The organism is Nonomuraea marmarensis, assembly GCF_043197025.1.
GTDB classification, from domain to species: domain Bacteria; phylum Actinomycetota; class Actinomycetes; order Streptosporangiales; family Streptosporangiaceae; genus Nonomuraea; species Nonomuraea marmarensis.
Map to the genome: position 1 here is coordinate 57,610 of NZ_JBICRM010000009.1, position 13,885 is coordinate 71,494.

The following is a 13,885-nucleotide window of genomic DNA, read 5'->3' on the forward strand; positions in this document are numbered from 1 at the left end:
ATTACCGTCGGGGCATGACCGACGAGGAGTTGCGGGAAGAGCTGCTCCGCCGGATGGAGATCGACCAGGCGATGCGCGATCCGGCCAAGGGTTTCCCCGGCGACCGGCGGCTGGCCCGGCTCCAGCGGCTCGACGAGGGCAACACCGCCTGGCTCTACTCCGTGGTCGTCACCCGTGGCTGGCCGCTGGTCTCGCAGGTGGGCGAGCGGGCCGCGCGGGCGGCCTGGCTGCTGGCCCAGCACGCCTCATCGTCCGAGGTCCAGCGCCTGTTCCACCAGGTGATGGCCGACGCCGTGGAGCGGGACGAGGCCTCGCCGCGCGACTTCGCGTACCTGGAGGACCGCGTACGCGTGCGGTCGGGCCGCCCCCAGTTATACGGGACGCAGTTCCACGATGGCCTCAATGGGCTGGAGCCGATGCCGATCGAGGATCCCGCCCTCCTCGACGAGCGCCGCGCGGCCGTGGGTCTCGAGCCGTTCGCCGAGTACGAAGCGTTCATCAGGAAGACCGAGGACCTTTGAGCACCCCCGCGGGGGGCAAGCCCCCCGCGTCCCCCCCAAAGACCAACCAATATGGAAAAGGCGTTCACCTCCCCCGCGGGGGGCAAGCCCCCCGCGTCCCCCCCAAAGACCAACCAATATGGAAAAGGCGTTCAACTTGGGGGGAAGCAAAGCTTCCCCCCCGGGGCATGTTCCTGCCGCGCCGGGCGTTATCGTCATGTTGACGAAATCGCCTCAGTGAGGAGAACCCTGATGAGTGCACCGGCGATTCCCCTGCGTCTGACCGCTCCCGCGCCCGGCTGGACCGTCGAGGCGGACGTGGTCGTCGTGGGCTCGGGCATCGCGGGCCTGACCGTGGCCCTGCGGTACGCCGAGCTGGAGCCGGCGGCCAAGATCCTGGTCGTCACCAAGGACGTGTTGTCGTCGGGCTCCACCCGGTGGGCCCAGGGCGGCATCGCGGCCGTGCTCGATCCCCGGGACACGCCGGAGGAGCACCTCAACGACACGTTGCTGGCCGGGGTGGGGCTGTGCGACGCGCAGGCCGTACGGACGCTGGTGACCGAGGGGCCGGGCGCGCTGCGGCGGCTCATGGCGCGCGGCGCGCAGTTCGACCGCGCCCCCGACGGCGAGCTCCAGCTGACCAGGGAGGGCGGACACCGGCGGCACCGGATCGTGCACGCGGGCGGCGACGCCACGGGTGCGGAGGTGCAGCGGGCGCTCGTCGACGCGGTCCGCGCCGGATCGGTCGAGGTGATCGAGCACGCCCTGGTGCTCGACCTGCTCAAGGATGCCAAGGGCCGGGCCAGGGGCGTGACGCTGCACGTCATGGGCGAGGGCGCGCGTGACGGGGTGGGCGCGGTGCGCGCCAGGGCGGTGGTGCTGGCCACCGGCGGCATGGGCCAGGTCTACGCCGCCACCACGAACCCCGTCGTCTCCACCGGCGACGGCGTGGCGCTCGCGCTGCGGGCGGGGGCCGTGGTGCGCGACATCGAGTTCGTCCAGTTCCATCCCACCGTGCTCTGGCTCGGCGAGGGCTCGACCGGGCAGCAACCGCTGATCTCCGAGGCGGTCAGGGGCGAGGGCGCGTTCCTGGTCGACCACGCGGGTAACAGCTTCATGCAGGGCGTGCACGAGCTGGCCGACCTGGCGCCGCGCGACGTCGTGGCCAAGGCGATCATGCGGACGATGCGCGAGACCGGCCGCGACCACGTCTATCTCGACGGCCGCCACTTCGGCCGCGAGAAGTGGGAGACCCGCTTCCCCACGATCTACTCGGTCTGCCGCGAGCACGGCATCGACCCGGCGACCGAGCCGATCCCCGTGTCCCCGGCCGCCCACTACGCCAGCGGCGGCGTCCGTACGGACCTGCGCGGCCGTACCTCGATCGACGGCCTGTACGCCTGCGGCGAGGTCGCCTGCACGGGCGTGCACGGCGCGAACAGGCTCGCCTCCAACTCCCTGCTCGAAGGGCTCGTCTTCGCCGAGCGCATCGCCGAGGACATCCATTCGGTATGCCCCCAGCCCGGCGAACCGGTCGCGAGCCGGGCCGCCACAGGACTGGTGGACCCGCGGATCAAGCCCAGGATCCAGGCCCACATGAGCACCGGGGCGAGCGTGTTGCGCAGCCGCGAGTCGCTGCTCACCACCGCCAGGGCGCTGCGAGACGCCCGCTGGACGCCCGTCGCGGTGCCCGCCTGCACCGAGTCCTGGGAGGTCACGAACCTGCTCACCGTCGCCACCGTGCTCACCGGCGCGGCGGCGGCCCGGCCGGAGACCCGTGGCTCACACTGGCGCGAGGACTACGACACCCGTGACGACAACGACTGGCTGGGCCACCTGGACGTGACCCTGACCGAGGAGGGCCCCCGAATGACGTACACGCCGCACGGCGACGCGATGCCGCCGCGCCTGGCGCAGGAGCTCACCGCCGCCGGGCTGGACCCGGCCGAGGTGGACGCGCTGATCGACCGGGCGCTGGCCGAGGATCTGCAGGAGGCGGGCGACGTGACGAGCCTGGCCACCATCCCGGCCGACCAGCGCTCCGTGGCCGACGTGGTGGCGCGCAAGGACGGCATCGTGGCCGGGCTGGCCGTGGCGGAGGCGGTGTTCGTCCGGCTGGGCGCGGCGCGTACCGAGAGGAGGGCCAAGGACCGCGAGCGGGTCAGGGCGGGCGACGTGCTGATGACCGTCGAGGGGCCTGCCCGGAGCGTGCTGACGGCCGAGCGCACCGCGCTCAACCTGCTCACGCACCTGTCCGGGGTGGCCACGCTGACCGGCAGGTGGGTCGAGGCGGTCAGCGGCACGGCGGCGCGGATCCGCGACAGCCGCAAGACGCTGCCCGGGCTGCGGGCGCTGGAGAAGTACGCGGTGCGCTGCGGCGGCGGCGTCAACCACCGGATGTCGTTGTCGGACGCCGCGCTGATCAAGGACAACCACGTGGTGGCGGCCGGAGGTGTGGCCGAGGCGTTCAGGGCGGTCAGGGAGCGTTACCCCGACCTGCCGATCGAGGTGGAGATCGACCGGCTCGACCAACTCGAGCCCGTGCTGGACGAGGGGGCGGACGAGATCCTGCTCGACAACTTCACGATCGAGGACACCGCCCAGGCCGTACATGTCGTGAAAAATCGGGCGAAAAACAGGGTTGCGCTTGAAGCGAGCGGGGGATTGACCTTGGAATCGGCTCGTGATGTGGCCGACACTGGCGTGGACTACCTTGCGGTGGGAGCGCTAACGCACTCGGCGCCGGCCCTTGACATCGCACTGGATCTGCGGGGGTAATTGATGCTGCTCACGATCGACGTCGGCAATACGCACACGGTGCTGGGGTTGTTCGAGGGCGAGGATGTCATAGAGCACTGGAGGCTGGCCACCGACGCCCGCCGCACCGCCGACGAGATCGCGGTCGTCCTGCAAGGGCTGCTGGCCCAGTCGCCGCTGCTCAAGGGGACCGACATCGACGGCATCGCCATCTGCTCGACCGTGCCGAGCGTGCTCAACGAGATGCGCGAGATGTGCCGCCGCTACTACGGCGACGTGACCGCGGTGATCGTGGAACCGGGCATCCGCACCGGCGTTCCGGTACGCATGGACAACCCCAAAGAGGTCGGCAGCGACCGCATCGTGAACGCGCTGGCGGCCATCGACCAGTACGGCGGCCCCTGCGTCATCGTGGACTTCGGCACCGCGACCTCGTTCGACGCGGTGTCCGCCAAGGGCGAATACGTCGGCGCGGTCACCGCCCCCGGCATCGAGATCTCGGTCGACGCGCTGGCCGCCGCCGGGGCGCAACTGCACAAGGTGGAGCTGGTCAGGCCGCGCTCGGTGATCGCCAAGAACACCGTCGAGGCCCTGCAGGCCGGCATCATCTACGGCTTCGCGGGCCAGGTGGACGGCATCGTCGAGCGCATGGTGGCCGAGCTGGCCGACGACCCCGACGAGGTGACCGTGGTGGCCACCGGCGGGCACGCGGCGCTGGTGGTGGGCGAGTCGCGCTCGATCGACGTGCACGAGCCGTGGCTGACGCTCATCGGCCTGCGGCTCGTCTACAACAGGAACACGACGTAGACACAGAACGAGCGGTGACACAGAACAAGCGGCCCCCCGCTCGGGTAGGGGGCCGCTTGCGTATAGAGGAGTTACTCGCTCTCGGCGGTGTAGAGGTACTTCCAGGGACCGCACTTCGTCGGGTAGTTGCTGTGCAGGCCGATCTGGCACACCTTCGCCCGCAGGCTGTAGACGTCGTTCTCGTAGAAGGAGAACTTCTTGTAGCCCGGGAAGCCGCAGTACTTCTTGAAGTAGACCGGCGACCAGTCGTGGTCGAAGTCGCTGGCCTGGAACTTCACGTACGCGCACTTGCCGCCCTCGTCGTAGCTACGGTTGTCCAGGTCGTACAGCCGGCCCCGGACGGTGACCTCGTTGGACTCGCCGTCGTGGTCCCAGTTGACGCCGACCCAGCCCTGAGCCTTGGCCTGGTAGTTCTTGGCGTAGACGGGGCCCCAGTACTCGGAGTAGTCGTCGTAGTCCGACGAGGTGGAGGCGTTGGCGGCGGCGGGCAGCGACAGGGCCACGGCGCTGGTAGCGGCGATGGCGAGGAAACCCGTCGCGATCTTCTTGAACATCTTGTCTCCTTGAGCTCCCCTTGGGCCGGCTCCCTGCCGGCTCCCCCCTGAGCTCGTGAGATATTGATAGAAGAAAGCTCTTGCAGCGCCCCTGCAGCAGGCCGACGAGCCCTTGCAGTTCGCCATATCCCCTACCCTTTGATGTTGTGAGCGACGAACTTCCCGAGCAGATGCGCATCCGGAGGGAGAAGCTCGACCGCCTTCGCAGCGAAGGCGTCGACCCTTACCCGGTGAATTTCCCACGCACGGCGACCAACGCCGAGGTCAGGGAGAAATACCAGGGCCTGGAGCCCGACACCGCCACCGGCGACACGGTCGCGGTCGCGGGGCGCGTCATGCTCAACCGCGTGGGCGGCAAGCTCTGCTTCGCCACGCTCCGCGACGGCGGCGCCGACCTGCAGGTCATGATCTCGCTCGACAAGGTGGGCGAGGAGTCGCTGGCCTCGTGGAAGCGCGACGTGGACCTGGGCGACCACGTCGGCGTGAGTGGCGAGGTCATCACCTCGCGCCGCGGCGAGTTGTCGATCCTGGCCGACAGCTGGCAGATCACCGCCAAGTGCCTGCGCCCGCTGCCGGAGAAGCACGTCGGCCTCACCGACCCCGAGGCGCGGGTGCGCCAGCGCTACGTCGACCTCATCGTCAACGACGAGGCCAGGCAGATGGCCCGGGTGCGCAGCGCCACCGTGCGCGCGGTGCGCGACTTCTGGCACGAGGAGGGCTACCTCGAGGTCGAGACGCCGATGTTGCAGCCGATCCACGGCGGCGCCACGGCCAGGCCCTTCAAGACCCACATCAACGCCTACGACATGGAGCTCTACCTCCGCATCGCGATCGAGCTCTACCTCAAGCGGCTCGTGGTCGGCGGCATCGAGAAGGTCTTCGAGATCAACCGCAACTTCCGCAACGAAGGCGCGGACTCCACGCACAACCCCGAGTTCACCATGATCGAGGCCTACGGCACCTACCTCGACTACAACGACATGGCGGACCTGACGCAGCGGATGTACCAGAAGGCCGTCGTGGCCGCCCTGGGGACCTCCGTGGTCGTGCACGACGGCGTCGAGGTCGATCTCGGCATCGCCCGATACCCCCGCATCACCCTGTACGGCGCGGTGTCCGAGGCCGTCGGCGACGAGATCACCACCGCGACCACCCTCGAAGAGCTCCGCAAGATCGCCGACCGGCGGGAGATCCCCTGGGATCCGAAGTGGGGCTCGGGCAAGCTGGTGCAGGAGCTGTTCGAGGCGCTCGTCGAGCACACGCTCATCCAGCCCACGTTCGTCATGGACTACCCGCTGGAGACCTCGCCGCTGACCCGCCAGCACCGCGACGACCCGCTGCTGACCGAGAAGTGGGACCTGATCGGCTTCGGCACCGAGCTGGGCACCGCCTACTCCGAGTTGATCGACCCGATCGAGCAGCGCCGCCGCCTGGTCGAGCAGTCCCTGCTGGCCGCCGGGGGCGACCTGGAGGCCATGCAGCTCGACGAGGACTTCCTGCAGGCGCTGGAATACGCGATGCCTCCGACGGGTGGCATGGGCGCGGGCATCGACCGGATGATCATGGCCTTCACCGGCAAGAACATCCGCGAGACCATCCTGTTCCCGCTGGTCAAGCCCGCCCACTGAGCCGCACGGGCAGCTTCGCGAGCCCGCGCAACACCACATTCTCCTTGTACGGCGGCGCCGGTTCGGCCAGCTCCAGCTCGGGAGCCGCGGCGGCCAGGGCGGACAACGCGATCTCGCCCTCCATCCTGGCCAGCGTCGCCCCCAGGCAGAAGTGGATGCCGAGGCCGAACGCGAGGTGGCGGCCGGGATCCCGGGTCACGTCGAAGCGGTCGGGCTCGGGAAAGACCGCCGGGTCGCGATTGGCCGCGCCTATCAGCCCGAGCACGGGAGTGCCCTTGGGCACCGGCACGCCGCCCAGCTCGACGTCCTCCAGCGCGTTCCTGCCGGTGAGCTGGACCGGCGGGTCGTACCTGAGCACCTCCTCGACCACCTGCCTGGGCCGCTCGGCGGCGTGCCGCAGCAGGCCGTGCCGGGCCAGGTTGAGCACGCCGTTGCCGATGAGGTTGACGGTCGTCTCGTGTCCGGCCACGAGCAGCAGCACGCAGGTGGCCAGCAACTCGGGCTCGGTCAGCTCCTCGACCCGCGCCAGGGCGCTCAGGAGGTCGTCTCCCGGCCGCTCGCGCCTGATCGCGATCAGGCCGCGGAAGTAGTCGCGAAACTCTCTTCTGGCCCTCCCGGTTTCGGACAGGAGGTCCTCTGTAAGCATGGGGTCAAGGCTGCGGGCGAGTGTGTCGCTCCAATCACGGAACTGTTCGTGGTCCTCCGGCGGCACTCCGAGCAGCTCGCTGATCACCATGACGGGCAGCGGATAGGCGAGCCCGGAAACGAGATCCGCCTCCTCCGGCAGCGCGCCGATCAGCTCGGCGGTGATCGCCTCGACGCGCGGGCGGAGCCGTTCGAGCATGCGCGGAGTGAAGGCCCTGCTGACCAGAGCACGCAGCCTGGTGTGGTCCGGCGGATCCATCCAGAGGAACGATTCCACCGGCTGACCTGGGTCTCTTCTGTCCAGCGGGTCGGATCCGTGGCCGAAGCGCGGGTCGCGGAGCAGCGCCGTGCAGAGCTCGTGGGTGGTGGCGACAAGCAACCCGCCACGGGTGCGGAAGATCGCGCCGCGCTCGCTCAGCTCGCGATATTCGGCGTACGGATCGCGCAGAAAATCCGGATCGAACGGATCAAAACCCAGGACGTCGGCCGGGCTCATTGATGGTGGATCCGGCGCGCCGGAAGCCTCGACGAGATCACTCATCGTAGCCGGGGTGCCGTCGTCATATGGCGAGTACGTCACATATATCGGATCATGTCAATAGCGCTCGTCAAGTGCGGCGATTGTCATGCTTGACGACCTTTCCAGGATGCGTTTACCGTCTGCGAGGCGGCTTAGGCCTATCTGAGAGGTCCGAGTTCTGCTGTTGGGGGGGAGGGCTCCCGATGGATGTGCTCACTGAAGGCGTTGATCTGAGCCATGCGGATTTGGCGTTGCTGTCGGAGCTGGCCAAGGGAGTCACGGTCGATCGGGTGGGGAGACGTCTGGATATAAGCGGACGCACAGTACGCCGGAGGTTACGGGGCATCTGCGACCGCATCGGCGTGGCCACCGCGATCGAGGCCGTGGCCTGGGCGGCCCGCCGCCAGTTGATCTGACGGCGCCCGCGAGGCAGCGTCTGATTGCCGGGCTTCGCTCGGGGAGCTGCGGTGGATGTCCTCGCTTCGCTACGGATCCACCGCAGCGTCTGATTGCCGAGCTTCGCTCGGAGTGCTGCGGTGGATGTCCTCGCTTCGCTGCGGATCCACCGCAGCTCAGTCGGCGATGCGCACCGCGCCGGCGAACGGGCGCCCTTCGATCGACGCGACCCGTACGACGTCGCCCGTCTGGGGGGCGTGCACCATCATGCCGCCGCCGATATACATGCCCATGTGGTGCAGGTCGCTGTAGAAGAACACCAGGTCGCCGGGGCGCAGCTCGGAGCGCGAGATGTGCCTGCCCGCCGTCCACTGGTCGCCCGTGTAGTGCGGCAGCGAGATGCCCACCCGCTGGTAGGCCGCCATGACCAGGCCCGAGCAGTCGTAGGAGTTCGGGCCCTCGGCGCCCCAGACGTACGGCTTGAGCTGCTGCGTGAGCGCCCATCTTGCGGCCTCCGCCGCCTTGCCGCTGCCGACGACCGGCAGGTTGACGCGCACGGCGCGGGTGCCGGAGCGGCCCGCCTCGCCCACGGCCCGCCTGTACAGGTTGCTCTCGACCTTGGTGACCAGCTTGGTGATCTTGTCGCGCTTGGACTCGAGGTCGGTGACGATCTTCTGGACCTCGTCGATCCGCGTCTTGGCACCGGCCCTGGCGCGTTCCGCGGCGTCCATGGCCTTGGTGACCTGGTTGACCTCCTCGCCCTGCTGCTGTTCGAGCGCGTAGGTGGTCGCGGCCCGGTCGAGAAAGGCCTCGGGGTCGTCCGAGGACGCGAACGCCAGCACCTTGCCCAAGCCGCCCGTCATGTAGGCGTTCTGGGCGAGTAAGGCGGCCTTGGCCCGCTTGCCGGCCAGATCGGCCTCGCTGCTCGCCAGCGTCTTCTGCGCGGCGTCCGAGGCATTCTTGGCGGTCTTGAGCTTCTCCCGCTGGCCGTTGTACTGCTCGGCCAGCGTCTCGATCTCGGTGTGCAGTTTCTCGACCTGCTCGGAGAGGTCCTTGAGGGAGGGCTTGGGGTCCGCGGACGCGGAACCGACGGGGATGGCGAACAGCAGCACGGCGATTGTGACACTTACCACACCGAGACGGTGTGGGTGCCGGGCGCGTTCCGGGGGGCGGGCGTGCTTGCCCGCCGACTTCCCCCCACGGTTGAGCGTGCGCTTCACCAACCAGCTCCTCTCATAGACGCCTACCGGGTTAGCTGACGGGTTCGGGCCGGAGCAGCCCTACCGAAAGACTCGGATTCACCCCAGTGGTGGCTCTGGCCACCGGCGGGTCCCCGGCTCCCCTTGCGGGGATTGAGCGTGTCTCCCGCGCGACACGCGGGGAACATTGTCGCTGGACACTAATGCACTCCAGGTTCGTGCTCAACCAGAACTGCCAAGTCTGTAGAGGTTTCACAACCGAAGGGTCACAGGGTGATCTCGTGAACACCTGTGCAGAACAGACCTTATGTCCTCTTTGCCCTTGCTTCCTCCCGCCGTGGACCGGAGCGAGGAACCGTGCTCATCCGGCCACCAGATGTAACAGGATGGGCCGAGACATGGGAGTTAGGGCTGAGCCGTAATGACATCTGTACTCTGGAGAGCCATGGAGCAGGTGGCCGAACTGACAGTGACCGAGACCACCCCCGAGATCGGGGTGGTGGTCCGGCGTGCCCGCACGCCCGACGTGCACACGGTCAGGCGCCTGGTGGACACCTACGCGGGCGCGGGACCGCGGCTCCTGGAGAAGGCCACGGTGACGCTGTACGAAGACGTACAGGAGTTCTGGGTGGCCGAGCGGGACGGGCAGGTCGTCGGGTGCGGCGCGCTCCACGTGCTCTGGGAGGACCTCGCTGAGGTCCGCACGGTGGCCGTGGATCCGGAGAGCCGGGGCATGGGCGTCGGCCGCCGGATCGTCTCGGCGCTGATACAGCAGGCTAAGGATCTGGGTCTGCGGCGTGTATTCTGTCTGACTTTTGAGGTCGACTTCTTCGCGAGGCACGGGTTCCGCCCGATCCAGGGCACGCCGGTCTCACCCGAGGTCTACGCCGAACTTCTGGCCTCGTACGACGAGGGGGTGGCGGAGTTCCTCGACCTGGAACACGTCAAGCCGAACACCCTGGGCAACACCCGCATGCTGCTCCATCTGACATCGGGTGACGCGGACCTTGACCAGATGGAAAGGTGATTGTTGATACCTATGTCGATACGTTGGGCAGCACAGGCATGTGTCCTGACACGTGCCACATGCGCACTCGAAGCGAGGTGACACGGTGAGCACCGGACAGCCGCCGTATCCACAGGACGAATCCGGCGAGAACGCTGCGCCTGGCACGCCGGATTACGGGCAGCACAACACGGGCCGCCATCCTGGCGAGCCCGACCCCGACGTCACTGTGGTCGGCTACCGGGCGGACGACGCCTATGGGCAGCAGCCCCAATACGGGCAGCAGCAGCAGGGCTATGGTCAGCAACCGCAATACGGCCAGCAGCAGCAGCCTCAGTACGGGCAGCAGCAGGGCTACGGCCAGCAGGGCCATGGTCAGCAACCCCAATACGGCCAGCAGCCGCAGTACGGGCAGCAACAGCAGTCGCAGCCCGACTACGGTCAGCAGGGCTACGGGCAGCAACAGCAGTCCCAGCCGGACTACGGCCAGCAGCAATATGGCCAGCAACAGCAGTCTGGTCAGCAATATGGTCAGCAGCCGCCGTCCCAGCCTGGCTACGGCCAGCAGGGCTACGGTCAGCAGCAGTACGGCCAGCAACCCCAGTCCGGCCAGCAGCCGCAGTACGGACAGCAACAGCAGTCGCAGCCCGACTACGGTCAACAGGGCTACGGCCAGCAACAGCAGTCCCAGCCGGGCTACGGCCAGCAGCAAGGTTACGGGCAGCAACAGCAGTCGCAGCCCGGCTACGGTCAGCAGGGCTACGGCCAGCAGCCCGGCTACGGCGACCAGCAGCAGTACGGCCAGGCCTACGGGCAGCCGCAGCAGCAGCCTTACGGCCAGCCCGGCTACGGGCAGCCCTACGGCCAGCCGGTAGGCATGCAGCCGCCCGGCGCCCCCGCCCCCCTGGCGGAGTGGTGGCAGCGGCTGGTGGCCAGGCTGATCGATGGAGTCATCCTCTTCATCGTGAACATCCTGATCGGCTTCGTCTTCGGCCTGTTCATCGTCGCGAGCTACTCCTCCGTCAACGGTGGATCCGGCGGATTCCTGTCGTCCACGATCGCGGGCATCCTGTCGACGATCATCGTGACGGTGCTGTGGGTGGGCTACGAGTTCTTCCTGACCAAGATGAACGGCCAGACGGTCGGCAAGATGGTCATGGGGATCAAGGTCGTCCCGGTGGGGCAGGCCATGCCTCAGGGCGGCCTGCCGACCGACCTGGCGCTCAAGCGCGCGGGCGTGACCTGGGGTGGCTGGGTGCTCAACGTCGTCCCGCTCATAGGCTGGCTTTTCGCCTACGTGGCGGTCGCGCTGAACGGCGCCTCGCAACTGTGGGACAAGCCGCTGCAGCAGACGTTCGCGGACAAGTTCGCGGGCACTGTGGTGGTGAAGATCAAGTAGTCTGCGCGACTGCGTAAAACAGGGGCCGGCTTCCCGCCGGCCTCTGTTTTGTGTCCGGGGGTCGTACCAAAATGGGAGACCTGCACTCCCCGATTGGGGCCGCCGATGACGCGAGGTGGGGGGTTATGGCCGGGACACCGCCGCGGGCGGACGCGCTGCCCGCGGAATGGTGGGAACGACTCGCCGCCCGACTGATTGAAGCACTCGTCTTCGGGGTCTTCTATTACATTCTGTTCATCGTGCTGTGGGCCATCTTCCGAACTGTCGGGATGTTGGAGGTGTTCGACGGGCGGTTGCCGGGTGTGTTCGCCTGGCTGGCCGCCGGGCTCGGTTATGCCGGCTACGACTGGCAGGCCCATTTCAGGCGCGGCCGAACGTTCGGCAAGGCGATCATGAAGATTCGCCTGGCGCCGGCGGACCGCCCGTCCGGGGCGTTGCTCAAACGGGCCCTGGTCTATCCGGGGCCGGTCATGCTGATGGGCATTCCGGTCGTCAATCTGCTGGCCGGAATGTTGCTGTTCGGCGTCGGCTTGCTCATCCTGATCGACAAGCCCATGCAGCGCGGTCCGCACGACAGGCTGGCGGGAACGCGCGTCGTTAAAGATCTTCGTTGAGCCATCCGCACCTGCGCGGGTGCTTTTTCGCAAAATTTTCCCTTGATCCGGTAAGGAGCCTGGAGAGACTGGCATTAAGCTGTGGGGCGTCCGGGTCGCCGGATGTTGGCGCCCCTGCGACACGCAGGGCATCTGTGTACCGCTATGGTCGGTTGCGGGTGGTTCTGGCCTTGCGCGTCATGAGGAGCTCCGCGCTCGCGCCGGCCGTGCTCCCCGTGCATAATGCGCCCCCGAAACCCCGCTAGCCGTGGAGGCGAGGCCGAATGGAAGCCGTAACAGACGTATTGTCAGCGCTCATCCCCCCGCTCGTGGTCGCCGGCGCCTTCATCTTTGGCGTAGTGAAGTTGCTCCGCGCCGAGGGCCCTGGACGCCGTCCAAACCCTGAGGATCACCCGGAGAAGGGGAACTGATCCGCCAGTCAGCCGAATCCCCGCACCGCTGAATTGTCTCAGCGCCTTTCCGGGTATATGTTTGGGCAGGCGAATGAAACAATGCTCCGGGAAAGGATTGCGTACATGGCCAAGCAGATCCAGGAGATTCTCATCGATGACCTCGATGGGGGCGAGGCCAATGAGACGGTCGGCTTCGCTATTGACGGCTCCTCCTATGAGATTGACCTCAGCGACCTTAACGCCAAGAAGCTGAGGGACGCGCTCACGCCTTTCGTGCAGCACGCACGCAGGGCGGGTGCCGTGACCACGCGTCGTCGTGGCCGCGGCGGCACGCGTGCGATGAGCCGCGAGAAGAGCTCGGAGATCCGGCAGTGGGCCAAGGCTCACGGTCTGCCGGTGAGCGAGCGGGGCCGTATCGCCTCCACCGTCGTCGAGAAGTACGAGGCAGCTCACTGAAGAGCCGTCTCCTGACCATGCGCTTATGCCGTTCGCCTAGGACCCCGGCGGGCGCCATAAGCGCATGATCGCTTCTGGGATCCTTCTTGAATACGAGACGCCCAGAAGGATGATCTTCTGATCCGTCCATATGCGGGCGTTTTGGTGGTGTGTTCCGGTCCGCCGTTGTGCCGTTTCACCGGCGAGGGCTCGCATATGTGATGGTGTCGCGCTCTGCGCGCCGAATGCCGTGTGAGGCGGCTATACCTCATTCAACGTACGTTCCGCCCGGGACCGCCGCGTCTGTGGAACGAGCCATCTTGGAAATCTCGTAAAGCCGGTGGCGATCTCCGTGCGGTGTGACGCTTAACCGCGATCGGCTCGCGTGGAGCCGGGCAAAACCCCCGTCTCGTGGGGATGGGCGGTGGCGGGCATAACCCGCGGCCCTGAGCATGCGCCGCTCAATGCCGCTTCCCGGGGCATGTGCGCACAATGTCGAGTCTCCCCGAGTGCGTGGAGCGGCGGGGAATGCCGTGACCCCTTGAGCGAGGGTTCGATGCGGTCCGATGACATCGGTAACCTGGCTGACCCGATGGTGTGGCGTATTACCCGGCGGTGCGGTGTGCGGTGCGTGCCGACTTGTGCTCAGGGCGTAAGCGCGGGCGATTGGCCAGGGATCCCACCTGCACATAGGATGATTACGGTAACGATACGGGCGCGGCATCTGAGATGTGCGGGCGAAGAGGTGCCCCAACGCCGACTCGCTCCAAGCGTCCGGATGGCCGATCCGTGTTGATCTGCGTACGCCGTGGACGGCATATTTCAGGCGCTTCCGTGAAGCGCCTTAAACATCGTTCGCTTGCGGCGTATCGGGAACACGTCACCCCCGAACAGTAGTTGGATGGAGGGTGAACGCCCTGCTCTCGGGGAACGTCTCTGCTATAGAGCGTGTCAGCGGCAGTGGGCACGGTTCGCCGAGCCAGGGCTAGCATGCGGGATGACGGGACCGGATTTACCGGCCTGACTGACCGCT

Annotated in this window: 12 protein-coding genes and 1 riboswitch; of the genes, 9 read left to right on the forward strand and 3 right to left on the reverse strand. The window is 67.5% G+C overall.

Annotated features, from left to right (window positions below; all coding sequences use genetic code 11):
* The first annotated feature begins 14 nt into the window (after positions 1-14).
* The 3 genes from ACFLIM_RS16895 to ACFLIM_RS16905 all read left to right on the forward strand — a co-directional run bounded on the left by ACFLIM_RS16895 (position 15) and on the right by ACFLIM_RS16905 (position 4,064).
* The gene (locus tag ACFLIM_RS16895; protein ID WP_393166313.1) at positions 15-521 is read left to right on the forward strand and encodes a DUF6624 domain-containing protein; all 507 of its coding nucleotides are present in this window, start codon (positions 15-17) and stop codon (positions 519-521) included.
* A 231-nt stretch (positions 522-752) separates the two neighbouring features.
* On the forward strand, positions 753-3,278 hold the full coding sequence (locus tag ACFLIM_RS16900) for an L-aspartate oxidase (RefSeq protein ID WP_393166315.1): 2,526 nt from the start codon (positions 753-755) through the stop codon (positions 3,276-3,278).
* Between the two features lie 3 nt (positions 3,279-3,281).
* Positions 3,282-4,064 (forward strand): type III pantothenate kinase, encoded by a 783-nt coding sequence (locus ACFLIM_RS16905; RefSeq protein WP_393166317.1) that lies wholly within the window; start codon positions 3,282-3,284, stop codon positions 4,062-4,064.
* A 71-nt stretch (positions 4,065-4,135) separates the two neighbouring features.
* On the opposite strand, the gene ACFLIM_RS16910 is transcribed toward ACFLIM_RS16905, so the two are convergent.
* Positions 4,136-4,618, reverse strand: a complete 483-nt coding sequence (locus ACFLIM_RS16910) for a hypothetical protein (protein WP_393166319.1) — start codon at positions 4,616-4,618, stop codon at positions 4,136-4,138.
* A 170-nt stretch (positions 4,619-4,788) separates the two neighbouring features.
* Between ACFLIM_RS16910 and lysX the strand changes: the two genes are divergently transcribed.
* Positions 4,789-6,246, forward strand: coding sequence for a bifunctional lysylphosphatidylglycerol synthetase/lysine--tRNA ligase LysX (gene lysX, locus ACFLIM_RS16915; protein ID WP_393166803.1), 1,458 nt, complete (start codon positions 4,789-4,791; stop codon positions 6,244-6,246).
* Here lysX and ACFLIM_RS16920 read toward each other — a convergent pair.
* Positions 6,230-7,432 (reverse strand): cytochrome P450, encoded by a 1,203-nt coding sequence (locus tag ACFLIM_RS16920; protein WP_393166322.1) that lies wholly within the window; start codon positions 7,430-7,432, stop codon positions 6,230-6,232. The two genes, lysX and ACFLIM_RS16920, sit on opposite strands and share 17 nt — an antisense overlap.
* 182 nt (positions 7,433-7,614) lie before the next feature.
* On the opposite strand from ACFLIM_RS16920, the gene ACFLIM_RS16925 reads away from it, so the two are divergent.
* The gene (locus ACFLIM_RS16925; protein ID WP_393166324.1) at positions 7,615-7,827 is read left to right on the forward strand and encodes a LuxR C-terminal-related transcriptional regulator; all 213 of its coding nucleotides are present in this window, start codon (positions 7,615-7,617) and stop codon (positions 7,825-7,827) included.
* Positions 7,828-7,983: 156 nt separating this feature from the next.
* On the opposite strand, the gene ACFLIM_RS16930 is transcribed toward ACFLIM_RS16925, so the two are convergent.
* Positions 7,984-8,940 carry a C40 family peptidase gene (locus ACFLIM_RS16930; RefSeq protein WP_393166327.1) on the reverse strand — a complete coding sequence of 319 codons (957 nt, stop codon included), beginning with the start codon at positions 8,938-8,940 and terminating at the stop codon, positions 7,984-7,986.
* A gap of 92 nt (positions 8,941-9,032) precedes the next feature.
* Positions 9,033-9,176, reverse strand: a riboswitch (cyclic di-AMP (ydaO/yuaA leader).
* Positions 9,177-9,451: 275 nt separating this feature from the next.
* On the opposite strand from ACFLIM_RS16930, the gene ACFLIM_RS16935 reads away from it, so the two are divergent.
* The 4 genes from ACFLIM_RS16935 to ACFLIM_RS16950 all read left to right on the forward strand — a co-directional run bounded on the left by ACFLIM_RS16935 (position 9,452) and on the right by ACFLIM_RS16950 (position 12,873).
* Entirely contained in the window at positions 9,452-10,033 is a 582-nt protein-coding gene (locus tag ACFLIM_RS16935; RefSeq protein ID WP_393166328.1) for an amino-acid N-acetyltransferase, read from the forward strand.
* A gap of 85 nt (positions 10,034-10,118) precedes the next feature.
* Complete coding sequence (locus ACFLIM_RS16940; RefSeq protein ID WP_393166330.1) at positions 10,119-11,411, forward strand: RDD family protein; 1,293 nt, start codon at positions 10,119-10,121, stop codon at positions 11,409-11,411.
* 125 nt (positions 11,412-11,536) lie between these two features.
* Positions 11,537-12,025, forward strand: a complete 489-nt coding sequence (locus ACFLIM_RS16945; RefSeq protein WP_393166332.1) for an RDD family protein — start codon at positions 11,537-11,539, stop codon at positions 12,023-12,025.
* A 515-nt stretch (positions 12,026-12,540) separates the two neighbouring features.
* A complete protein-coding gene (locus ACFLIM_RS16950) occupies positions 12,541-12,873 on the forward strand; it encodes a histone-like nucleoid-structuring protein Lsr2 (protein WP_393166335.1) in 333 nt (110 codons plus the stop codon).
* Positions 12,874-13,885: the final 1,012 nt, after the last annotated feature.